18 protein-coding genes are annotated in these 23,327 nt (G+C 61.7%); 17 read left to right on the top strand and 1 reads right to left on the bottom strand.

Annotated elements, in window-relative coordinates; genetic code table 11:
* Positions 1 to 47 precede the first annotated feature (47 nt).
* The 4 genes from A4A58_RS24475 (at position 48) to A4A58_RS24460 (ending at position 5,544) form a co-directional block, all read left to right on the top strand.
* A complete protein-coding gene (locus tag A4A58_RS24475; protein ID WP_068737080.1) occupies positions 48 to 371 on the top strand; it encodes a hypothetical protein in 324 nt (107 codons plus the stop codon).
* 72 nt (positions 372 to 443) lie between these two features.
* Entirely contained in the window at positions 444 to 3,626 is a 3,183-nt protein-coding gene (locus tag A4A58_RS24470) for an efflux RND transporter permease subunit (protein ID WP_068737078.1), read from the top strand.
* Entirely contained in the window at positions 3,623 to 4,876 is a 1,254-nt protein-coding gene (locus tag A4A58_RS24465) for an efflux RND transporter periplasmic adaptor subunit (protein ID WP_068737076.1), read from the top strand. Before A4A58_RS24470 ends, A4A58_RS24465 begins: the two co-directional genes overlap by 4 nt.
* A 20-nt stretch (positions 4,877 to 4,896) precedes the next feature.
* The gene (locus tag A4A58_RS24460; RefSeq protein ID WP_139069934.1) at positions 4,897 to 5,544 is read left to right on the top strand and encodes a hypothetical protein; all 648 of its coding nucleotides are present in this window, start codon (positions 4,897 to 4,899) and stop codon (positions 5,542 to 5,544) included.
* Positions 5,545 to 5,773: 229 nt separating this feature from the next.
* Here A4A58_RS24460 and A4A58_RS24455 read toward each other — a convergent pair whose 3' ends face one another.
* On the bottom strand, positions 5,774 to 6,754 hold the full coding sequence (locus A4A58_RS24455) for a LysR substrate-binding domain-containing protein (RefSeq protein ID WP_068737072.1): 981 nt from the start codon (positions 6,752 to 6,754) through the stop codon (positions 5,774 to 5,776).
* Between the two features lie 137 nt (positions 6,755 to 6,891).
* Between A4A58_RS24455 and A4A58_RS24450 the strand changes: the two genes are divergently transcribed.
* From A4A58_RS24450 to tcuB, 13 genes are all read left to right on the top strand, one after another.
* Positions 6,892 to 8,343 (top strand): aldehyde dehydrogenase family protein, encoded by a 1,452-nt coding sequence (locus A4A58_RS24450; RefSeq protein WP_068737070.1) that lies wholly within the window; start codon positions 6,892 to 6,894, stop codon positions 8,341 to 8,343.
* A gap of 33 nt (positions 8,344 to 8,376) precedes the next feature.
* Positions 8,377 to 10,167 (top strand): thiamine pyrophosphate-binding protein, encoded by a 1,791-nt coding sequence (locus tag A4A58_RS24445; RefSeq protein ID WP_068737068.1) that lies wholly within the window; start codon positions 8,377 to 8,379, stop codon positions 10,165 to 10,167.
* Positions 10,168 to 10,213: 46 nt separating this feature from the next.
* On the top strand, positions 10,214 to 11,443 hold the full coding sequence (locus A4A58_RS24440) for an ABC transporter substrate-binding protein (protein WP_244499860.1): 1,230 nt from the start codon (positions 10,214 to 10,216) through the stop codon (positions 11,441 to 11,443).
* A gap of 55 nt (positions 11,444 to 11,498) precedes the next feature.
* The gene (locus tag A4A58_RS24435; protein WP_068737064.1) at positions 11,499 to 12,368 is read left to right on the top strand and encodes a branched-chain amino acid ABC transporter permease; all 870 of its coding nucleotides are present in this window, start codon (positions 11,499 to 11,501) and stop codon (positions 12,366 to 12,368) included.
* A complete protein-coding gene (locus A4A58_RS24430) occupies positions 12,365 to 14,926 on the top strand; it encodes a branched-chain amino acid ABC transporter ATP-binding protein/permease (protein WP_068737062.1) in 2,562 nt (853 codons plus the stop codon). The genes A4A58_RS24435 and A4A58_RS24430 overlap by 4 nt, the downstream gene beginning before the upstream one ends.
* Positions 14,926 to 15,762, top strand: coding sequence for a sugar phosphate isomerase/epimerase family protein (locus A4A58_RS24425; RefSeq protein WP_068737060.1), 837 nt, complete (start codon positions 14,926 to 14,928; stop codon positions 15,760 to 15,762). Before A4A58_RS24430 ends, A4A58_RS24425 begins: the two co-directional genes overlap by 1 nt.
* Complete coding sequence (locus A4A58_RS24420) at positions 15,759 to 16,673, top strand: NAD-dependent epimerase/dehydratase family protein (protein WP_068737057.1); 915 nt, start codon at positions 15,759 to 15,761, stop codon at positions 16,671 to 16,673. The genes A4A58_RS24425 and A4A58_RS24420 overlap by 4 nt, the downstream gene beginning before the upstream one ends.
* A gap of 11 nt (positions 16,674 to 16,684) precedes the next feature.
* A complete protein-coding gene (locus A4A58_RS24415; RefSeq protein WP_068737056.1) occupies positions 16,685 to 17,107 on the top strand; it encodes a cupin domain-containing protein in 423 nt (140 codons plus the stop codon).
* Positions 17,108 to 17,118: 11 nt separating this feature from the next.
* A complete protein-coding gene (locus tag A4A58_RS24410; protein WP_068737054.1) occupies positions 17,119 to 18,087 on the top strand; it encodes an NAD-dependent epimerase/dehydratase family protein in 969 nt (322 codons plus the stop codon).
* 94 nt (positions 18,088 to 18,181) lie between these two features.
* Positions 18,182 to 18,889, top strand: a complete 708-nt coding sequence (locus tag A4A58_RS24405; RefSeq protein WP_068737052.1) for an SDR family NAD(P)-dependent oxidoreductase — start codon at positions 18,182 to 18,184, stop codon at positions 18,887 to 18,889.
* Positions 18,886 to 20,598 (top strand): FAD-dependent oxidoreductase, encoded by a 1,713-nt coding sequence (locus A4A58_RS24400; protein WP_068737050.1) that lies wholly within the window; start codon positions 18,886 to 18,888, stop codon positions 20,596 to 20,598. Before A4A58_RS24405 ends, A4A58_RS24400 begins: the two co-directional genes overlap by 4 nt.
* A gap of 14 nt (positions 20,599 to 20,612) precedes the next feature.
* Positions 20,613 to 22,043: an FAD-dependent tricarballylate dehydrogenase TcuA gene (tcuA, locus tag A4A58_RS24395; RefSeq protein ID WP_068737048.1), complete on the top strand. Its 1,431-nt coding sequence runs from the start codon at positions 20,613 to 20,615 to the stop codon at positions 22,041 to 22,043.
* The gene (tcuB, locus tag A4A58_RS24390; protein ID WP_081422044.1) at positions 22,027 to 23,238 is read left to right on the top strand and encodes a tricarballylate utilization 4Fe-4S protein TcuB; all 1,212 of its coding nucleotides are present in this window, start codon (positions 22,027 to 22,029) and stop codon (positions 23,236 to 23,238) included. Before tcuA ends, tcuB begins: the two co-directional genes overlap by 17 nt.
* Positions 23,239 to 23,327: the final 89 nt, after the last annotated feature.

The raw sequence follows: 23,327 nt of genomic DNA, 5'->3' as shown, positions 1-23,327 counted from the left end.
TAGTTGGCCCGTGGCATCGCATCACTATTTCTTCCAAAGACGTAACGATGGCGCGCCGCTGGATCGCCAATCCGGTCTGGCGCCAAGGAAGGAATGATCCAATGCACCCAAATCTCACGCCAGTAGTGTCAGCAGTCTTCATCGCGTTGATCGCCATCGCGGCAGCTCCGAATGCTGCTATGGCTCGTGAGTCGATCATCGCATCGAAACCCCTGCCGGCTCCGGCGGGGCACGCCCAGCCGACCCCGAATGGCTTTCTGTCAGACGAAGATGCGAACGCGGACGAACAGCAGCGACTTTCAACGTTCGATGCGCGGCAGCATCTGCTCGACGAACAACTCGATAAGTCACTGAACATCTGCCGCTGCTGAGGTTCAGCTTTCACGCGGCGCTTAGGGGCAGTCGTAGGATTCATCCACGGACGGACTATCTGGGAGCGAGCAATGGGCATCGTGCGGTTTGCACTGAGATTTCCGTATACCTATTACGTGGTGGCGGTGCTGATCCTGTTCCTCGGAGGTGTTGCCATCCGTTCGATGCCGACCGACATCTTCCCAGAGATCCGAATTCCCGTCGTAACGGTGATCTGGAGCTACACGGGGCTCTCGACACCTGAGATGGAAGATCGGGTCTCGACCTACAGCCAGTACTCCATCAGCGCCAACGTCAACGGCATCAAGAATATCGAAGCACAGACTCTGAACGGGCTCTCGATTCAGAAGATTTACTTCCAACCCGACGTTAATCTCGACCTCGCAATTTCGCAGATCGTTTCGGCTACAAATGCGATCCGTGCGCTGATGCCGCCTGGCATCCAGCCGCCAATCGTGGTGCAATTTAATGCCTCCAGCGTTCCGGTGCTGCAGCTCAGCCTCAACTCCGATACGCTGAACGAACAGCAGTTGTATGATTTCGGCATCTACAGGGTCCGGCAACAGCTGGCGCCGGTGCATGGCGTGACGCTACCTACGCCGGCGGGCGGCAAGTATCGCCAGATTATGGTTGATCTCGATCCTGATAAACTGCTGTCGCGCGGACTGACGCCGCTCGATGTCGTCAACGCGGTCAACACTCAGAACCTGACGCTGCCGACCGGAACGGCCAAGATCGGCGACAAGCAGTATACGATGCGTACAAACGCAACACCGGCCAGCATCGCTGACCTCAACATGATCCCGGTCAAGTTTGTCAACGGCGCGACGATCTTTCTGAAAGACGTTGCCCAGGTTCGCGACGGGTCGGCAGTGCAGCAGAATATCGTGCGTCAGGACGGCCGGCGTTCGGTGTTGTTGAGTATCATCAAGAACGGCAACGCCTCGACGCTGACCGTGGTCAACGCAGTCAAGGACGTGCTTAAACAGGCGCGGGCAGCAGCGCCCGCCGGGTTAAAGATCAACGAGTTGTTCGATCAGTCCGTATTCGTCAAGTCATCGGTGACGGGCGTTCTGCACGAAGGTGCGATCGCAGCCGGCCTGACGGCGCTGATGATCCTGCTCTTCCTGGGATCATGGCGCTCAACGCTTGTGGTGATGATCTCGATCCCGCTGGCGATCCTGTCGTCGCTCGTCGTGTTGTATTTCCTCGGCGAGACGCTCAACACGATGACACTGGGCGGCCTCGCGCTTGCGGTCGGCATTCTGGTCGATGATTCCACGGTGACGATCGAGAACACGCATCGGCTGCTGACCGAGGAGCACATGGCGCTGCCGGACGCGACCCTGCATGGCGCAGCCGGCATCGCGATCCCGACGCTGGTCTCGACGCTGGCTATCAGTTGCGTCTTTACCTCGGTGGTGTTCCTCGATGGCCCCGCGAAATATCTGTTCACGCCGCTTGGCCTGGCGGTCGTATTCGCCATGCTGGCATCCTACGGCCTGTCGCGGACGCTCACCCCGATCACCATCGGGCTGCTGCTGCGGTACGAAAAGCACGGCCCAGACGATGGCCATCCGAAGGGGCTGTTCGCGCGGCTGTCGAGTGCGTTCGAGCGCGGCTTCGAGCGGACGCGTACTGGCTACGTTGCGCTGCTGACCCAGTTACTCAAGAATCGCGTCGCCGTGCCGGTGGCTGCAGTGCTGATCATCGGCCTCGGCGGCGTCATGCTGGTCTCAGTCGGCCGCGATTTCTTCCCGCTGATCGACGGCGGCGAGATCCAGCTCCACGTCCGTGCCCCCGCCGGTACGCGGATCGACGCCACCGAAAAAATCTTTCAGCAGGTGGAGGACAAGATCCGCCAGATCGTTCCGGAGAGCGAGCGCAGTCTGATCGTCGACAATATTGGCCTGCCTGCGCGACCCTATAATCTTGCCTTTACCGACGGCTCAACCATCGGTGTCAATGACGGCATTATCCAGGTGGAGCTCAAAGAAGGTCACAAGCCTACGGCGGATTATGTCCGCAAGCTGCGTGAAGTGCTGCCGGCCGCATTCCCTGAAGAGGTGTTCTACTTCCAGGCCGCCGATATCGTAACGCAGATTTTGAATTTCGGGCTGCCGGCGCAGATTGACGTCCGGACCGTCGGATACGATCCCGGTGACCTTGCCATCGCGCAGAAGCTACGGGAGCGCATCGCGGCGATCCCCGGCATTGTCGATGCGCATCTTCAGCAGGAAACTGACGCGCCGTCATTTTATACCGAGATCGACCGCACCCGCGCGGCGCAGCTGGGACTCAATGCCAGTACGATTGCGACGAATATCAATGTCAGCCTGAGTTCCTCGTCGCAGGTGTCGCCGAACTTCTGGACCGATCCGACATCTGGAATTCCCTATTATCTCGCCGTGCAGACACCCGAATACCGAGTCAATTCGCTCAACGCCTACGGCAATACGCCGGTGTCGAGCACGCTGACCGTCGGCGGCCAGCCGGTGCCGGGAATGCTCAGCAACGTCGCGACCTTCAAGCGCGAGCCGCTGCCCACCAACCTGAACCAGGCCAATGTACAGCCGGTCTACGACGTCTATGCCAGCGCACAGGACCGCGACCTCGGCGCGATCTCCGCCGACATCAACAAGGTAACGGCCGATTTGCAGAAGGAGATGAAGCCCGGAAACAGCATTGTCGTACTGGGGCAGATCCAGAGCATGAACGATGCCTTCGTCAACCTCGGTATCGGTTTGCTGTTCGCTGCCGTGTTCGTCTACCTCCTGATGGTGGTGAACTACCAGAACTTTAGCGACCCGTTCGTGGTGATGCTGGCGCTACCTGCGACGCTGACCGGCATCGTCACCATGCTGTTCATCACGGGTACGACCCTGAACGTGCCGTCGATGATGGGCGCGATCATGGCAGTCGGCGTGGCGTCGGCGAATTCGATCCTGTTGGTTACCTTCGCGCGCGAGCAGCAACTCGCGGGCCATTCTGCGTTCGAGGCCGCAATCAGAGCCGGCCACACCCGGATCCGGCCGGTGCTGATGACCGCTGCGGCGATGATCGTCGGCATGATTCCTATGGCGATCGGCAGCGCCGGGGAGGAACAGAATGCAGCGCTCGCTCGCGCGGTGATCGGCGGATTGCTGTTTGCGACGCCGACCACGCTTTTGATCGTGCCGTACTTGTTTTCGCTGTTGCGCAAACGCGTCGACGGCCAGCCGCAACACGGCGTCTTTGAGGAGGCTAGTTCATGACCGGGATTCAGAGGTTGCATGAGGCGCGGACGCAGGAGGGGCCGTCCGTGGTAAATCGGCAGGCGGATCCGCCGCCGGTGCGGCCTCGCTCAAAGGCCCGGCTGATGCTGGTTCTGGCGGTCCTGCTGTTACTCGGCGGCGGTCTCGGCTTCGGCTTCTGGCGGCATGAGCAGGCGCAGCAGGCCGTTGCGGACACAGCAAAGGAACTCCGGAATCTCATCCCGGACGTAAAGGTCGCGGTTATCAGCGACAGCACCGTCAGCAACGACATCTCACTACCGGCCACCACCACGGCGTTCGAAGCGGCGAATATCTTTGCCCGCACCAGCGGCTATGTTGAAAAGCGCTATGTTGACATTGGCGATCGGGTCAAGGCCGGCGACCTTTTGGCCGAAATCACCGCGCCGGAACTCGATCATCAAATCACTCAAGCCCAGGCCACGCTGAAGCAGAACCAGGCTGCGTTGCAGCAGACACAGGCCAGCCGCGATCTGGCGGACGCCACCAACGGCCGGGACAGCAGGCTTGTGAAGCAGGGTTGGCTGACGCTGCAGCAGGGCGACAACGACCGGCTGACACTGGCGGCCCAGCAGGCGGCGGTCGGAGTTGCGCAGTCCAATATCGCCGCGCAAGAGGCGCAGATCCGGATTCTCACGCAGGAGAAGGCCTATCAGCGCGTGGTCGCACCGTTTGACGGGGTTGTCACCCAGCGCAATATCGACAATGGCAGCTTGGTTCAGTCCGGATCCACGTTCATGTATACGCTGATGCACAGCAATGTCGTCCGCGTTCAGCTATTCGTGCCGCAGGACGCGGCGTTCGGTGTGACTCCCGGCGTGAAAGCGAGCGTCCACGTTCCGGAAATTCCGAATCGGGTGTTTGACGGCACGGTCACGCGGATCGCCTCTGCGTTGCAGCCCGGCAGCCGGACCTTGTTGACCGAAGTCGACATCCCCAATCCGGACGGGGCTCTCAGCCCGGGAATCTATTGCACCGTGGATCTGCACGTTCCGCGCAAGACGCCGGCCTTTATCGTGCCGGCAGATGCTGTGATCTTCAACGCCGGGGGCACGCAAGTGGCCGTAGCCGAGCACGGCATCGTCCATATGCACAAGATCGTCATCGCGCGCGATTTTGGCACCTCGTTGGAAGTGCGTGATGGCATCAAGGCAGGCGACGAGGTGGTACTGAATCCGATGGTGAATCTGGCCGAAGGTCAGAAGGTGAAGGCCCACAAGCAGGCGGCGTGAGCAGGAAAGAAAACGTAGCCATGGTGCGACTGTTGGGCGTTTTGATGCTATCGCTGTTGGGCTGCGATGCGGTTCTGGCGCAGGTCTCGACCATGGGCACGACGTCGATGGGGCTTCCAACCACTCCTGGTACGATGGTTTCCTCGCCGCTCAACGGCCCGAGTCCGTTCTCCGCGGCGACGCTTCCGGGGGCGGCGGATACCAGCTTGGCTCCGGTGCCGCTGGCGTCGGACCCAACAACGCCGGGCGCCGTTATCAATTGCGCGCCAACCACAGCGCCAAGTGCGGCGACACCCGCCGCCGCCCTGGGAACGATCTCGACGACGAATCTCGGTAGCGCGACCGGTACGGTCACCCCGACCACGCCGGTTGGTAGCCCGCTGGACTCCAGCAGCTGTATCCTGAACGGGAATACCAGCCCAAGCGACCCTTCATCGTTGCCGCTCACCACTCCGCTGATTTCCAGCGTCCTGCCCGGCACGCTTGAGGCGCCGACTGCCATCCTCGGCGATACCAGTATCGCCCCGTCGGCGACGATGCCTACACCGAATGCGACGGCCTGCAATGAGACCGTCTCGATGAACCTTGCCGCCCCCGGAATGATGGCGGCTGCCAATGCCACGGGTGCCACGGCGACGCCAGGGGTAGCCGCGCTTTCGGGCTGCTGAGGTGTATTAGGATGCGATTTCGCAACGATATCGACAGTCTGGAAGCGTTGTTGGATCGCGTTTTTCGCTTTCGTGCCGTCTCGTTAGATCGAAGACGAAACGGCAGCGGCGCCTGGTCAGGTGCAGAACTGTGCCGATGGATTCTTCTGGCGCAAAGCGGACGTTGCGGTGGAGCTGAGAACCAAGGATCGACGACATTGCCGTAACACAGCGTCGTTGATCTCGCCATTCACTCGGCCGCTACCTGCAACACGCTCTGACTCTCTTGTTTAGGTTCCACTAGCGAGACGCCTTGCCACGTTCCCGACGTCACCAGCATCTGCGCCGTATCGCGAAGTTCAATCGCGACCGCGGATGCCGCAGGTGACATCAAGCTCTTTCCGATCGAATAGATGTAATTGCGGCGCGCGAGATTGGCGTCGGAAATGCGCAAGGCGCGCCAGTTCCGACCGCGCTCGCCTTCATGTTGAAGGGCTGACATCGGTTTGATCGTGACGCCCATCCCGTCATAGACGCAGTTCATCAGCAAGGTCAGTGAGTCGATCTCGGCAACGACATGCGGCGTCAGATCGCGACGCTCGAGTTCCGCCACCACGCGTCGCCGCAGGCCGTGTGTGCTGGTGGGGAGAATGAGTGGGAGTTTGGCGACATCGGCGACCGTGATGCTGGTTTGATCGGCCGGCACGAGCGTGTTGTCGCGCGGCAGCAGCACGAAGAGTTCTTCATCCAGCAGTGCGGTGGCGTCGAGCTTCGACGAAACATCGTTGGTGAAGAGGATCGCCAGATCCAGCTGCCCCAGACGCATCATCTGCGCGATGTGCCCGCTCATCCCCTCGACGACATTGAGAAGAACGCCCGGATACTTCTCGTGAATTCGTCGCATCAATGGCAGGCCGAGTGCGACTAGCGTTGTCGATGGCAGGCCGAGCGAGACCATGCCGCGGACCTCACCGGCTTCCTGGCGCGCAATCGACAGGGCCTGGTCGAGTTGGCGCAGCATGAAGCGTGCGTGGTGATAGAGCGCGAGCCCATTGTCCGTTGGTGTGACGCCGCGCGCAGAGCGGTTCAGGAGCGGTTTACCGACTTCGTCCTCCAACTTGGCCAGCTGTTGGCTCAGCGCCGGTTGCGCCACGAACAGGCAACGCGAAGCTTTTGAAAGACTCCCGCTTTCAACAATCTGGGCGAAATAACGCAGCTGACGCAGATCCATGGGACACCGGCGAAAGGAGGAACTTGGGAGGAGCTATATGCATCCCTTATAGCACCCAATGCAAATCAGTATTTTCGCTTATGTCAATTCGGCTCTAATCCGCAATGAGACAAGAAAATCTGAGGGAGTTGAACGCAATGGCGGATGCCTTGGCCCCGCAAACTGCGGCGGATTTGCCAACGTGCCGGCTGCTGATTGGTGGCCACTGGACGAATGGCGCGAAGGCCGTGGCAGTGATGGACAAGTTCCATCTCATGCCGTGCATGCAGGCTCAATTGCCGTCACGCGAACAAATCTCGGACTGTATTGCCGCGGCTGATGCCGCATTTCAGGCCAGCAAACTGACGCCGCATGAGCTCGGCGCCATCCTCGAACGTGCCGCTGCATTGATCGAGAAGCGGGCGTCGGAACTCGCCGATGTGTTGGGCAAGGAGGCGGGTTTCCCGCGCCGCGATGCGATGGGCGAGGTTCAGCGCACGGCCAACACGTTCCGGCTGTCGGCCGAGGAAGCGCGGAATTTCCGCGGTCATACGGTCCCGATCGAAGGGGCCGCCGGGCAGGCCGGACGTCTTGGTTTCACGCTCCGCGTGCCGCTCGGCGTAGTCTGCGCCATCACACCGTTTAATGCGCCACTCAATACTGTGGCGCATAAAGTGGGTCCGGCACTCGCGGCCGGCAATGCGCTGGTTCTCAAGCCGTCGCTGCATACGCCGATGTCGTCCTGCATCATGGCGGAATGTCTCCTCGAAGCAGGCCTGCCGGCAGGTTTGATGTCGGTCGTGCATGGCGATGCCGAGGTGGCGCAGTGGTTGCTCGAAGAGCCATTGGTCCGCTTTTATGCCTTCACCGGCAGCACTGAAGTCGGCCGCGCGATTCAGTCGGCCGCCGGACTGCGACGGACACAGATGGAGCTCGGTTCGATCGCGCATTGCATCATTTGCGATGACGCCAATCTCGATGTGGCGCTGCCAAAGGTGATCAATGCCAGCTATCGCAAGGCAGGGCAGGTCTGTACCTCGATCCAGATGTTGCTGGTACAGCGTCCGCTGCTGCAGCAGGTGATTGATCGCCTTGTTCCGCTGGTCAAGGCGCTGCCCTATGGCGATCCGGCTGATGACACGACGGTGGTCGGTCCCGTCATCAGCGAAGCGTCGGCCAAGCGCATCGAGTCGTGGGTTGCGCACGCGGTTGAACGTGGCGCGCGTCTTCTTGTCAGCGGCGAGCGCAAAGGTGCTGTGGTTCCTCCGGCGCTGCTGACGGATGTTCATGCAAGCACGCCACTCGGTTGCCAGGAAGTGTTCGGGCCGGTGCTGTGCATCGCTCCCTTCGACGCGATCGACGAGGCGATTGCACGCGTCAATGCAACGCCGTTCGGCCTTGCAACCGGCATCTTCACCAAGCGTATCGATGTTGCACTGCAGGCCGCGCGCAAGCTGCAGGTCGGCGGCGTTCACATTAACGAGACACCGAGCTCGCGCGTCGATGTCATGCCTTATGGCGGCTCCAAGGACAGCGGGTTCGGACGCGAAGGTCCGCATTACGCTATCCGGGAGATGAGCGAAGAACGTATGGTCACCATCCTGGCCTGAGAGCCTTGAACAAAAAAAAGATGGGAAGAAGTAATGGCTAAGATGAAGGGTGGCGAAGTTATCGCCGAATATCTCGTCAAACAGAAGGTGCCCTTCGTTTTCGGGATCTGCGGACACGGCAATGTCGGCATCCTGGATGCGCTGCACGCTGTGCGCGACAAGATCAAGCTGATCTCGCCGCGTCATGAACAGTGCGCCGGGCATATGGCGGATGCGTATTTTCGCGTGAAGCATCAGCCGGTTGCAACGCTGACGTCGACCGGGCCGGGATCGGCCAATATGGTGATGTCGCTGGCGACTGCTCTGTCGGATTCATCTGCCTTTCTGGCGATCACCGCCAACGTGCCGACCTCGCAAGCCAATCGCGGCCCGTTTCAGGAACTCTACGCGCACAATCAGTCGGACTTCGCCCAGGTTTTGCGCCCCGTCGTAAAGCGCTCGTTCCAGCCAAGCCGCGTCGACATGCTTCCGCTCGCGTTGCGCCAGGGCTTCGATACGATGGTCACGGGCCGTCCGGGGCCGGTCAATCTCGACATCCCCTACAACGTCTTCCAGGAAGAGGATGACGTCGAACTGCCGGCGCTGTCTCATGTGCATGGCGGTCATCGCCCCAGCGCCAGCGACAACGACATCAAGATCGCGCTCGATCTGCTGTCGCAGGCCAAGCGTCCGGTCTTCTTCATCGGGCACGGCACGACGCTTGCTGAAGCCGGCCCGGAGATTTCCGAGCTGCAGCAGAAGCTCGGCATTCCGGTCATCACTTCGCCGAATGGCATGGGTTGCGTTCCCGCGGATGATCCGCTCACGCTCGGCTTCATCGGTCGCAACGGTGCCTATCCCGCAAACCAGGCCGGACGCTTCTCGGATCTTGTGATCTGTATCGGCACGCGCTTCGACGATCGTTCGTCGTCGAGCTGGCATCCCGGCTATTCCTGGAATTTCCCAAGCACGAAGCTGCTTCAGGTTGATATCGATCCAGCAGAGTTGGGCCGCAACTATCCGCCGACCCTCGGCATCATCGCGGATGCCAAGGTGTTCGCAGCGCAGCTTATCGCCGCGCTGCCGAAGCGCCGCGAGATCACGCGCGAAGGTTTTGGAGCATGGCGTGAGGAAGTCGCGAATTGGACCGCTGAATGGGAAGCCTTCATTCGGCCGAATTTCAGCGCGGTGACCACGCCGATCCGTCCGGAATATGTCGTCGGCGCGCTGCTCGACGTACTGCCGGATGATGTCATCCTGTCGCTCGACTCCGGTGTGCATCACAACTGGTTCATGCAGTTCTGGAAGCCCAAGCGCACGCAGAGCATGCTCAACAGTTGGGGCTATTCGTCGATGGGCTTCGGCGTCTGCGGCGTTCTAGGCGCACAGCTCGCAGCTCCCGATCGTCCCTGCGTGGCGGTTGTCGGCGACGGTGGTTTCATGATGGCACCCTATGTGGTCGCCACGGCCGTCGAATATGATCTGCCCTGCGTCTGGATCGTCTGGAACAACTTCGCCTGGGGCGCGATCCGCGATCTGCAATACGGGCTGTTCGAAGGACGTGAATTCGGTACCGCCTTCTACAAGGGCAATCAGGGCCCCGGCGGTGATCGCTACAATCCCGACTTCGCCGCCTGGGCACGTGCCTGCGGTGCGGACGGCGTGACCGTCACGCGCAGCGAGGATCTCCGCGGCGCCGTGGAAACTGCCATCAAAAACCGTCGGCCATGCGTCATCGATCTGCATGTCGACTCAGAAGTGCGGCCGCCATCGACCGGCACATGGGAGCTGCCTCCTATTCCCTACAAGGAACCGGTCTTTGGCAAACCGCACCGCACGACCTAAGACAAAAACAAAGCAAAAACCACCGGAGGGAATGAGGATGATGAGAATGAACGCAAATAGACGGTCCTTCATATGTGCGATGGCGGGCGTCGCAGCACTGTCCGGTCTTGGATTGAGCGAGGTTGCGAATGCTCAGTCCAACGAACCGATCCGCATCGGCCTGATCTATTCTAAGCAGGGCCCAGGTGCTGCGATCGGTCAATACCTGCAGCGCGGCAGCGAGCTTGCCGTCGAGCAGGCTGGCCGCAAGGTGCTCGGGCGCCCGATCGAACTGGTCTGGCTGGATGAACCCAATCCGCAGGTCTCCCAGCAGAACATGCAGCGCCTTATCGACGAGAATAAAGTGGTCGCCGTGGTTGGCGGCAATTACAGCTCGTCGGCGCTGGCTATGATGAGCGTCGCCAATCGTGAGAAGATTCCGCTGATCCTCACCGGCGCCGCCGCCAGCGAAATCACAGGAAAGAGCTGCAGCCGCTACACTTTCCGCACCCAGGCCACCGTGCCTGTGCAGATGGAAGGCCTGATGCCGTATGTCTCGCAGATCGGCAAGAAGGTCTATTTCATCACGGCGTCCTACGCGTTCGGCCAGGACATCCTGCGTGCGTCGCGCGCGCTGCTCAAGAAGGTCGGCGCAACCGAAGTTGGCGTCGATGAAGTGCCGATCAACACCGCTGACTATAGCTCTTACATTCTGAAAATTCGTCAGGCGAAGCCGGACGTGGTTGTCGGCGGTCTCGTGGGCGGCGACTTCTCGAACTTCCTGAAGCAGTGGAACGAGATGGGGATGAAGGACAAGATCCCGTATGCGGCGATCGCCGTCACCGACACCGATTTCTGGGATGTCGGCACCCAGGCTTCGACCGGCATCTATGTGAAGCCCTGGTACTTCAAAAATACGAAGAACACCGAAGCCGAAAAGAAGATGAGCGCTGACTTCCAGAAGAAGTACAACGAGCCGCCATCGGACAAGACCTGGTCCGGCTGGATGGGTATGCGCGCTCTGCTCGAGTCGATCGAAGCCGCCAAGTCGACCGATGCCAAGGCGATCGTGACGGAGCTCGAGAAGTGGAAGAACTCGGAAGAGGCGTTCCCGTTCTTCTTCCGCGACTGGGATCACCAGATGGTGCGCCCTGCGGTCATCGTCGGCGTCAAGAAGCAGATCTCCGACAAGTGGGATTACTTCGATGTGCTGAAGAACACGTCCGAATCAGCTGCCGATACCGAGAAGGCATTCGGCACCAAGGAAGAAGTTGGTTGCAACATGCCGGCTCTCTGAGCCGGCATAGCAACCCTTCTTCTCGTCGCGTCATAGCTTCCGAACGGGTGGAAACATGCTTGATACCCTCGTCTCACAGACGGCCAATGGACTCGTCCTTGGCTTTATCTACGTCCTGATTGCCGTGGGACTTTCCATCACGTTCGGATTGCTCGGTGTGATCAACTTTGCGCACGGCGCGTTCTTCGCGCTGGGCGCCTATGCGGCATGGGAGCTGTTCCAGCTGTTTGGCTGGCCGGCGGTGATATTTGCGCCGGTTCTGGTCGGTCTGGTCGGCATGCTGGTGGAGGTGACAATCATTCGTCGCCTCTACGGCAAGGAGCCGCTGCTCAGTCTGATTGTGACGTTTGCATTGGCTCTCCTCATTGAAGCGCTGATCCGCTTCGCCTGGGGGGCGGACGGCAAACCGTTCAATCCACCGCCGTTCCTGGTTGGCATCGTCGAGATCGGCCCGTTGCTGATTACAAAATACCGCGTCGCCGTGCTCGGCGCCACGATAGCCACGCTACTCGGTCTGTGGGCCTTCCTGGAATGGACGCCTTACGGTCGCGTTCTTCGTGCCGGCAGCCGCGATCCTGAAATGGTCGAGTTGCTCGGCATCAACCTGCCGCGCGTGTTGACGGCCGTATTCGGCCTCGGTTGCGCGCTTGCCGCCATTGCCGGCGTGCTGGCGGCACCGCTGTGGACGGTGTCGCCGTCGATGGCCGCCAATGCTGTGATGCCCGCCTTTGTGGTGGTGGCGATCGGCGGTCTTGGCTCGTTCCGTGGTGCGGTGGTTGCCGGTCTTGCGGTCGGCATCGTCACGTCGCTCACCATTCAGTTCAAGCCCGAAGCTGCTGCAGCTTCGATGTATGCCCTAATGTTTGCAATCATGCTGCTCCGGCCGCGTGGCCTGTTCGGCGAGCGCTGGGAGCGCTTCGAATGACAACCAATCGCTCAATCCTGTTCCGTCTTTGGGATCACCCCATCGTCGTTATGACGGTGGTGCTCCTTGCCGCGACCGGTATCGCGCTGGCCACCGGCATGCCGATCCATCGCATCACGCAGATCGCCGTCTATACGCTCTATGCCGGCGGTGTGAACTTCCTGATCGGCTATCTCGGCCTGGTGCCTTTTGGCGCGTCGTTCTTCTTTGGCTGCGCCAGCTACGCACTCGCCATCGGCGGTGGCATGCTCGGCGGTAACGAACTTACCGGCATGGTCATTGCCATCGTGTTCTCGCTACTGCTGGCGCTGGTTGTCGGCGCCATCATCCTGCGCCGTCGCGGTTTGTACTTTTCACTGCTGACGCTGGCCTGTTCGCAGATCGCATTCGAAATCGCGTTCAAGTGGACCGCTGTGACCGGCGGCGAAAATGGGTTGCAGAATGTGGAGCGTCCGCTGTTCGGCTCGGCGATGTCGTTCCACATTTTCTCGCTGGTGATGGTCATCGGAACCTGCTGGGTCATGTGGCGCCTCGTCCACGCGCCCTTCGGGCGCCTGATGCAGGCCATCCGTGACAACGAGCAACGCGTGATCAGTTTGGGTTTCGACACGTACCGCACAAAGCTGATCGCTTTGATCGTGGCGGGCGGCGTGATCGGTGTCGCCGGCGGGCTGATGTCGCTGTTGCTGCAGGGCGTTTACGCCAACAATCTCAGTTGGCAGCATGCCGGCGATCCCGTGCTGATGGCGGCACTGGGCGGCGTACATCACTTCCTCGGTCCGCTATGGGGCGCGATCATCTTCATCACGCTTGAAGACCGCCTTAGCGCCTTCACTGAAAACTGGTGGCTGTTCTTCGCGCCGATCATCATCGCTTTCGCGCTGCTCTCGCATGAGGGCGTGCAGGGCATCTTCCAGCGCGTCATCGGCCGTAACCGCTGGACGCTGACGCGTGCCGTCATTCCTGAACGGCCGGCGACGATAGCGCCGCTGGTGTCGGAGGTAGCAAGTCAGCAGGAATCGACGCCGATCCTTGTGATTCAGAACGTCTCGAAGCGTTTTGGTTCGATCGTCACCCAGGCCAATGTCTCGCTGGAAGTAAGCCGGACTGGCTTGCACAGTCTGATCGGTCCGAACGGGGCCGGCAAGACGACCTTGTTCAACCTGTTGACCGGCGTTCACAGGATCGATTCAGGCGCATTGCTGTTCGAAGGCAAGCCGATCCAGAATCTGGCCTCGCATAAGCGGGCCCGGCTCGGCATGTCGCGCTCTTTCCAGATCCTGAGCGTATTTCCTAACCTGACCGCGTTCGAAAACGTGCGTATCGCTGTGCAGGCCGCGCAGCGGCAATGGGGCGGTTACTGGCGGGATGCCTACGACAACGATGCCGCGAATGCCAAAGTGTGGTCGCTGCTCGATGCCGTGGGTCTCGCGGATCGGGCAGGCGAGGCCTGTGCATCGCTTGCCCATGGCGAAAAGCGGCTGCTTGAGATCGCCGTATCGCTGGCGACCGAAGCGAAGCTGCTGCTGCTCGATGAGCCGCTGGCAGGCTTGGCAGAATCCGACCGCAAGGTCGTCGGTCAACTTATCCAGCGCCTCGCAAAATCCTACGCAGTGCTTCTGATCGAACACGATATCGATCGCGTGTTGTCGATGTCGGACCGCATCACTGTGCTGCATCAGGGCCGCCTGATCGCCGATGGCAAGCCGGCCGAAGTGGCAGGGCATCCGGAAGTGATCGCCGCCTATCTCGGTAGCGCCCATGGCAAGACGCTTCCGCCGCCACGCGCGGCTGCCGATCGCTCGATCCCAAAGATCGGTACTGCCGCGGCTCCGCTGCTCAAGGTCGAGGGTGTCCGCGCCGGTTACGGCGGTGGCACGGTGCTCGATGGGTTGGACCTCACGGTGCAGCCGGGCGAGGTTGTTGCGTTGCTCGGTCGTAACGGCGTCGGCAAGACCACGTCGCTGCGCGCCATCACTGGCGTGCTGCCGCTGTCGTCCGGACGTATCACTTTCAACGGCAAGGAGATCGGCGGATTGCGTCCTGACGAGATCAATCGTCTCGGTATCTCGCTGGTGCCTGAAGGGCGTCGTCTGTTCCCCAACCTGACCGTTGAGGAAAACCTCAAGCTTGCGGCACGCCGTGGAGGCGCCTCGCAGGAAGAGATCTGTGACCTGTTTCCAAAGCTGCGTCTCCTGATGCGACAGCGTGCCGAGAATCTGTCCGGCGGTGAACGCCAAATGGTGGCGATCTCGCGCGCACTGATGGTACCGAGCCGGCTGATCCTGCTCGACGAGCCGTTCGAAGGTCTTGCGCCTGCGGTCGTGCAGGAAGTGCGCGAAGCCGTGGCCAAGCTCACCACCAAGGCCAGCCTCGTGATCGTCGAACATCATGCCGAGAGCGTGCTGGCGATGGCGGATCGGGCTTATGTCCTGGTCAATGGGAAGGTGGCCTTCAGTGGCGACGCGGAAACGCTGGCGGCGGATGTCGCGCTGCAGGAGCGGCTGCTGGGGATCACCAAAGCCGTCGATCTTACTCCGAGCCTGAGAGCCGTCTGATGGCACGTGACATCGGCGTCAACACCTACGGCTATATCTGGTCGATCCCGGCGGTGGACTGCGTGCGCCGTCTGGGTAAGCTCGGCTATCGTCAGATCGAGTTCCTGTTGCAGCCGCCGCATCTGTCATTCGACGATTTTGGGTCGGCAGCACGGCGCGAGCTACGTGCGGTTCTGCAGGATATCGGTGCCACTAAGACGGCGATCAACCTGCCGAGCCTCGATCACAATCTTGCCAGTCCATTTTCACGCGCCCGCGCGGCGTCGGTGAGGATGTTCGAAGACACCATCGATCTTGCGGCCGATATCGGTGCCGAGACGGTTGTGGTGGTGCCGGGCCGGATGAGCCCACTATTTCCGCCGAGCGTCGAGAACCGCTTCGCCTGGGTCGGCGAGGGGGTCTCGCAACTTCTGCCGCGTGCCGAGGATCGCGGCGTTGGTCTCGCGATCGAAAATGTGCCGTTCGCGGCGTTCCCTGATGCCGCAGCGCTGGAACGCTTCGTGCGTGGCTTCACGTCTTCGGCCATCGGCGTTTGTTACGATGCTGCCAATGCGCATTTCATCGATGAAGATCCCGCTGCTGGCGTCAGGCAGCTTTCCGATCTGCTGCGCATCGTCCATTTCTCGGATACCGGCCAGGACAAATGGCGGCATGATCCGATCGGCACTGGCACCGTGCCTTTTGCGGACGTGGTCAAGGCACTCGATGCCGTCGGTTTCGAAGGCGCTGTGACGCTGGAGATTCTCGACCACGATCCCGACGCCGCGATCCTGCGCAGTCATCGGGCGCTGGAGCTGCTTGGCTTCGCGCCCTGCAAGGCAGGAGCGAGCGCATGAGCACGATTCTCGTCACCGGCGCGGCCGGTTTGCTCGGCCTCTTCGTCGTTCGTGACCTGCTGGCGCATGGCCATAGCGTGCGCGGTCTCGACCGGCGCCATGGCGATGCCGACATCGACTGGCATGTCGGCGACGTGACATCACCCGAGCTCGTGCAGCGCGCCACGGCCGGTGCCGATGCCGTCATGCATATCGCAGCTATCCCGAATATCTGGTCGGGCGATGGCCAGACCATCATGCGCGTCAATCTGCTCGGCACCTACACGGTGCTCGATGCGGCAGAGGCGGCAGGCGTCAAGCGCGTGGTGTTCTGCTCTAGTGATTCCGTCGCCGGCTATACGGTGCGCGAGGGCAAGATGCTGGCGCCGCATTATGCGCCGCTCGATCTCGATCATCCGCTGCTGGCGACCGATCCGTATGCCGTCAGCAAGGTGGCGGGCGAGGATCTGGTTCGCGCCTACGCCTTGCGCGGGATGTCGGTGGTGGCGCTGCGCACCGTATTCGTCGCCTATCCCGACATGGTCGGTGAGATCGTTGCCCGCGCCAAGGATCCCGACAATTACCGTGGCCCAATGGTCGGTGGGCCATCATCCGCCGGTGGCGGGCCGCTGCATCACCATATCGATCCCAGAGACCTCGCCCGTGCGTTCCGGCTCGCCTTCGAACTGCCGATGCAACCCGGCGCGTTCGAGCGCTTTTATCTCTCGGCACAAGTGACGCTGTCGCCGGAACCGACGTTGGATCGCTTGCGCCGGCTGCATGGCGGGAGCGTCGAGATCCGTGCGCCGGAGATTTATGCCAAGCAGCCGTTCGCGCCGCTTTACGATCTGACCCATGCAGCCGAACGCCTGGGATTCGTCGCAGAATATGACCAGCGGCATTTGCTTGCCGGCCTGCCTGCATTCTCTTGAGGAGCACTTCAATGACCTTCGTCTCTCCCGAACCGAACGCCTTCGCCGATGCCGGCCAGAAGAAATACGCGGTCACCCGCAATCTCGGTGAGCTGCTCTGGATCCAGTATCCCGGCCATTTCAATCAGGCGCTGTCGAAGGCGATCGTGACGCCCGAGACTGTCGGCAGCCGCTTCTTCGACCACCGCATCTCCTGCTATGAGCCAGGTGCGCATGTGGAAAGCCATTCGCACAAGGTGCAGGAGCAGATCTATCACGTGCTAAGCGGCGAGGGCATTCTCACCGTCGACGGCGAGCGACGCCTGGTGCGTGCCAATGACGTCACCTACATCCCGCCTGGCGTGGTGCATGAATTCCACTGTACGGGCACCGACACGCTGACCTTCCTCGTCATTACCTGCCCGCCGACGGACGACGAACCGAAGCCGCGGTAAAGGCGAATATCATGAGAAAGAAAATTCTCGTCACCGGTGGTAGCGGCTGGCTCGGCAGCGCCATCGTCGAAGCGCTGCTGAAGCGCGGCGATGCCGTGATCGCGACCGACCTTGGCGTATCGCCGTCGATCGCGGCCATTGCTGCGTGCGATCAGCGGCTGACCCCGGTGGTTGCCGATCTCGGCGAATGGCATCAGGTGATGCGGCTATTCGAGACGCATCGTCCCGACGCGGTGATCCATACCGCGGCCATCGTCGGCGTGATCCAAGCCGCCGATATCCCGATCAGGGCGCAGCGCGTCAATATCGAGGGCGCGATCAACCTGTTCGAGGCAATGCGCCTCAGTAGCGTGAAGCGTGTTGTCCATATCAGCACCGAAGAGACCTATGGCGACTTCCTGAGCCCGGTCATCGACGAGGATCATCCGCAGAAGCCACTCAGCATCTACGGCCTTACCAAGCTCGCCGCCGAACATTATGGCCGTGTCTATTCACGCGACCATGGTCTTGAATGCATCAATGTGCGGACCTGCTGGGTTTACGGCCCGCATCTGCCCCGCTTGCGAATGCCACGAACCTTCGTGGAGGCGGCATTGCGTGGCGAGCCGTTCCACCAGCCCGATGGTGGAAATCTTGCGGTCGATCAGGTCTATATCGACGACACTGTTGCGGGAGCGCTGCTCGCGCTCGATAAGTCGAAGCACAGTTACGATGCCTACAATATTGCGACGGGCGTAGCGCCGACGCTGCGCGACGCGGCCGAGGCCGTCAATCGCGCCATTCCGGGCGCGAAGATCACGGTCGGCGACGGCGGGCCTTACCATCACGGCGGCAAGGTTTTGAGCGCGGTGAAAGGTGCGCTCGATATCAGCCGCGCGCGGACCGAACTCGGCTACGCGCCGCGCTACGATCTGCAGCGTGGCATCGAGGCGACCATCGCGGCAACGCGCGAACGCATGAACGGAACGTCGTCGTCCTGACAACACGAACCAACATCGGCGCTCGACCCACCATGCCCTCGCCGGGAGGGTGGAACTCTTCGCCAATTCAGCTAACTCCTTTGAGGACTAACCCATGTCGACATCATCTCCCGTTGTAATCATTTTCGGTGGTTCGCGCGGTATCGGCGCTGCCTGTGTCAAGGCCTTTGCGGATGCCGACTGGCAGGTCGCTTCGACCTATGCGACCAAGGCAACATCGGGTCCCGGCAAGAGCTATCAGGTCGATATTCGCGATGCGTCGGCGGTCGCGAAAGTGTTCGAGCAGGTCGAGGCCGACTTCGGTTCGGCGCCGCATGCGGTGATCGCCAATGCCGGAATCAACGTTCCTGGCGCGCCGCTGACGACCTTCTCGCCGGACAATTTCCGTGAGTTACTCGATGTCAATGTGGTCGGCGCTTTCAACGTGCTCGCTGAAGCCGCGCGCAAGGTGAAGGATAAGGGCGCCATCGTCGCTATCACGACCTCGCTGGTGCGTCATGTGGTGCCGGGTACCGGTCCCTATGCGGCAACCAAAGCGGCGGTTGAGAGCCTAGTGCGCGCGATGGCCAAGGAATTGTCCGGTCGCGGCGTGCGCGTGAACGGCGTCGCGCCCGGTCCCGTCGATACCGATCTCTTCAATGCCGGCAAGACCGAGGAAGTGAAGCAGCGCATGGCCGCCTTCAGTCCGTTGAACCGCATCGGGCGCCCGGAGGAGATCGCGGAGGTCGTGCGCTTTCTCGCCTCCGATCAGGCATCCTGGGTGCAAGGCCAGATCGTGCAGCCAAACGGCGGCATGGTATGACACCAGCGAGCCCTGACGCACCGGAAGACGTCTTCGACGTCGTCGTTGTAGGCGCAGGTGCCGGCGGCCTGACCGCTGCCAGCACCGCGGCCGCGCAGGGCTGCTCGGTTTTACTTTTGGAACAGGCCGACGTTGTGGGGGGCACGACGGCGATCTCCGGCGGCATGGTGTGGATTCCCGCCAATCACAAGGCCGCTGCTGCGCAACGCCCCGACAGTCTCGACGCCGCGCGTACTTACCTCGCCGAAACGGTGCCCGGCACCGACCGCCAGCGGCTGGAGACGTTTATCACGAGCGGCGATGCGGCGATCCGCGATCTCGAAGCACGCACCAGCCTGCGTTTGCAGCCCGTCGTCACCTATCCCGATTATTATCCGGATCTGCCCGGCGCGACGGCAGGCGGCCGCGTGCTCGAGCCGGTGCCCTTCGACGCGCGCTCGCTCGGCAAGGCGTTCGCGCTGGTGCGCGATCCGCTGCCGGAATTCATGCTGTTCGGCGGCATGATGATCAGCCGTCAGGACATCCCGCATCTGCGCCGCATGGCGAAGTCGCCGCGCTCGGCGCTGCATGTGGCGAAACTGCTGTTCAAATATGGGCTGCAGCGGCTCGGCGCGCGCCGCGGCACCACGCTCTATCTCGGCAATGCGCTGGTGGCGCGGTTACTAAAATCCGCTCTGGATCTCGGTGTCACCGTCCGGACTTGCAACACGGTCAATCGTCTGGAAGCCGACGCCAATGGACGCGTCGCCATGCTGGAAACGCGCGATGCCTCGGCGCGGCTGCATCGTGTGCGCGCGCGCCGCGGCGTGGTGCTGGCGACCGGTGGCATCTCACATGACGCAGACTTGCGTCGCGATTTCGTGCCGGACAGTGCCGGTGCGCTGACAGCAACGGTTTCCGCCGGCGATGCGCCCCGTGGTGCGCGATTGGCGATGGCGATCGGTGCGCAGCTCTCCGCGCCGACCCGCGACGGCGCCTTTTGGGTGCCGGCCTCGACTTTCACCCGCGCCGATGGCAGCCGCGGCGTCTATCCGCATACGGTGACCGATCGTGCCAAACCCGGTCTGATCGCTGTCGATAGCAACGGCCAGCGCTTTGTCAACGAAGCCGTCTCCTATCATGAATTCGTCCGCGCTCAGCTTGCGCATGCCAATAGTGCGATCCCGGCCTGGCTGATCTGCGACAGCCGCTTTCTCTGGAAATACGGGCTCGGCAAGATCAAGCCGTTCACTGCTTCGGTTAGCTCGGATGTCCAGTCCGGTTATCTCAAGCGCGCAAAGACGCTCGGCGAACTCGCCAGACAGATCGGTGCGCCGTCGACGGCACTCGAGCACACCGTCGCCGCTTTCAACAAGGATGCCGAACGCGGGGAAGATCCAGCCTTCGGACGCGGCAGCAATGTGTATCAGCGCTCGCTCGGCGATGCGGATCAGCAACCGAACCCGTGCGTCGCGCCGCTGAAGGATGGGCCATTCTACGCCGTTGCGGTGCAGCCGGCGGATCTGGGTATGTCCGCCGGCATCGTGACCGACGATCAGGCCCGCGTGCTCGCCACAGGCGGTCGACCGATCTCGGGCCTCTATGCCTGCGGCAATGACATGGCCTCGGTTATGGAAGGCGCCTATCCCGGCCCGGGCATCACCCTCGGTCCGGCATTGACATTCGGCTGGCTCGCAGGGCGCCACGTCGCATCGGAGCCCATCGCGTGAAGACATCCACATCCATGCCTGACGTGCTCGTGATCGGCGGCGGCAATGCGGCTTTGTGCTCGGCGCTAATGGCGCGCGAGGCAGGCGCTTCGGTCTTGATGCTCGAGTCCGCGCCGAAGGAATGGCGCGGCGGCAATTCCATGCATGTGCGCAATCTGCGTTGCATGCATGACGAACCGCAGGACGTGCTGGTCGAAGCCTATCCCGAGGAAGAGTATTGGCAGGACCTCTTGAAGGTCACAGGCGGCATGACTGACGAGCCACTGGCGCGGATGGTGATCCGGCACTCGTCGCGCTGCCGGCCATGGATGAGCAAGCACGGCGTGCATTTCCAGCCGCCTTTGTCGGGCGCGCTGCATGTGGCGCGCACCAATGCGTTCTTCATGGGGGGCGGCAAGGCGCTGGTGAATGCGTATTATCGCAGCGCCGAGGCGCTGGGTATCGCGATCCGCTACGATATGCCTGTGAAGAGTCTCAAGCTGAAGGATGGCGCGTTTGTCGCCGCGATCACCGAGAGTGGCGAGCGCATCACCGCAAAAAGTTGCGTGCTCGGCTGCGGTGGCTTCGAATCGAATCTGGAATGGCAGCGCGAGGCCTGGGGGCAGAACGAGCGCGGTGAATGGACCGCGGAGAACTTCCTGATCCGCGGCACCCGCTTCAATCAGGGTGTGTTGCTGAAGTTCATGATCGATGCCGGCGCCGATACCATCGGCGATCCCACGCAGGCGCATTGCGTCGCCATCGATGCGCGCGCGCCGCTCTATGATGGCGGCATCTGCACGCGGATCGATTGCGTCTCGCTCGGCGTCGTCGTCAATCGCGAGGCCAGGCGCTTCTATGACGAGGGCGAGGATTTCTGGCCGAAGCGCTATGCGATCTGGGGCCGCCTCGTCGCCCAGCAGCCCGGTCAGACCGCATGGTCGATCATCGACCAGAAGGCGATCGGCCGCTTTATGCCGCCGGTGTTCGACGGCACCAAGGCCAATACGCTGGATGAACTCGCGGTGAAGATCGGCGTCGATCCTGGGGTCTTCATGGAGACCCTGTCGGCGTATAACGCGGCCTGCCGTCCCGGTACCTTCGATCACACCGCGCTCGACGATTGCCGCACCGACGGCCTCACCCCGGCCAAGACCCACTGGGCCCGTGTGATCGACACGCCGCCATTCTATGCCTATCCGCTCAAGCCCGGCATCACCTTCACCTATCTCGGCATGAAGACCGATGCCACGGCGGCCTGCCGCTTCAACGACGTCGCCAGCACCAATCTGTTTGCCGCCGGCGAGATGGTCGCCGGCAATGTGCTCGGCAAGGGCTACACCGCCGGCGTCGGCATGAGCATCGGCACGGCGTTCGGCCGCATCGCCGGCGTCAATGCCGCGGCGAGCGCTGGGCATCGCCATCCCACATTCCACGAGGAGCTCGACTATGCCGCCGGTCACTGATCTGGAAGCGCCCGTCGCCGGCGGCGCCTGCGAGGGCGGCGTCAGTTTCGCCGATGCGCTCACCGCCGGCGAGGCCGAGATCGCACGCGTCATGCAGATCTGCAACGCGTGCCGTTATTGCGAGGGATTTTGCGCGGTGTTCCCGGCGATGACGCGGCGGCTCGAATTCAAAAAGGCCGATACGCATTACCTTGCGAATCTCTGTCATAACTGCGGTTCCTGCCTTTACGCTTGCCAATATGCGCCGCCGCATGAATTTGCAGTCAATGTCCCGCAGGCGATGGCCAAGGTGCGCGTGCGCACTTATCAGGACTATGCGTGGCCGCGCGCTTTCGGTCGTCTCTATGAGCGCGCCGGACTGACGGTCGCCTTCGCGCTCTCGGGCGGTCTCGCGCTGTTCATGATCCTGGCGATCGCGATGAACGGCCGCTTGATCCACGAACCGTTGGCCGGGAATTTCTACGCGATCTTCCCGCACAACTTCTTGGCGCTGCTGTTCGGCGTCGTGTTCCTGTTCGCGATGCTGGCGCTCGCGATCGGCGTGGTCAAATTCTGGCGCGAGGTGTCGCCGACCAAAGACGGCAATCCCGCCGATATCGCCGCGGCCGCCAGAGCGCGGATGCCGGCTGTGGCCGAAGCCATCACTGACGTGGCGCGGATGCGCTATCTCGGCGGTGGGCATGGCGACGGTTGCAACGAAGGAGATGATAATTTTACGCTGTGGCGACGGCGCTTCCACCATTTCACGCTGTGCGGATTCCTGTTGTGCTTCGCGGCAACCTGCGTGGCGACGCTGTATCACTATCTGTGGAATCTCCACGCGCCCTACGCCTTCACCAGCGCACCTGTCATTCTCGGCTCGCTCGGCGGCATCGGTCTCATCATCGGTCCGATCGGACTGCTGTGGCTCAATCTCAAGCGCGATGCGCTACGCGCCGACAGCAAGCAGAATGCCATGGACCGCGGCTTCATCATGCTGCTGCTGCTGGTCAGCGCCACCGGCTTTGCGCTGCTACTGCTGCGCGACACGCGCTTCATGGCGCTATGGCTTGCGATCCATCTCGGCACCGTGATGGCGCTGTTCCTGACATTGCCTTACGGCAAGTTCGCCCACGGCATCTTTCGGTCTGCCGCGCTTTTGAAATTCAATGTCGAGAAGCGGATGCCGAACCGGCTGGGGCTCGGGGGCGAGTAGGCAGCATCCCTGAACATGCTCACTGAATGTCAGCTGCTGGCGCAAAGCCGCCAATCGTTGGGATCCCTTGCGACCGCGTTTTTCGGATC

The sequence above is a fragment of the Tardiphaga robiniae genome, assembly GCF_001618955.1.
GTDB lineage: Bacteria > Pseudomonadota > Alphaproteobacteria > Rhizobiales > Xanthobacteraceae > Tardiphaga > Tardiphaga robiniae_A.
This window is presented reverse-complemented; position numbering and strand designations above follow the sequence as displayed.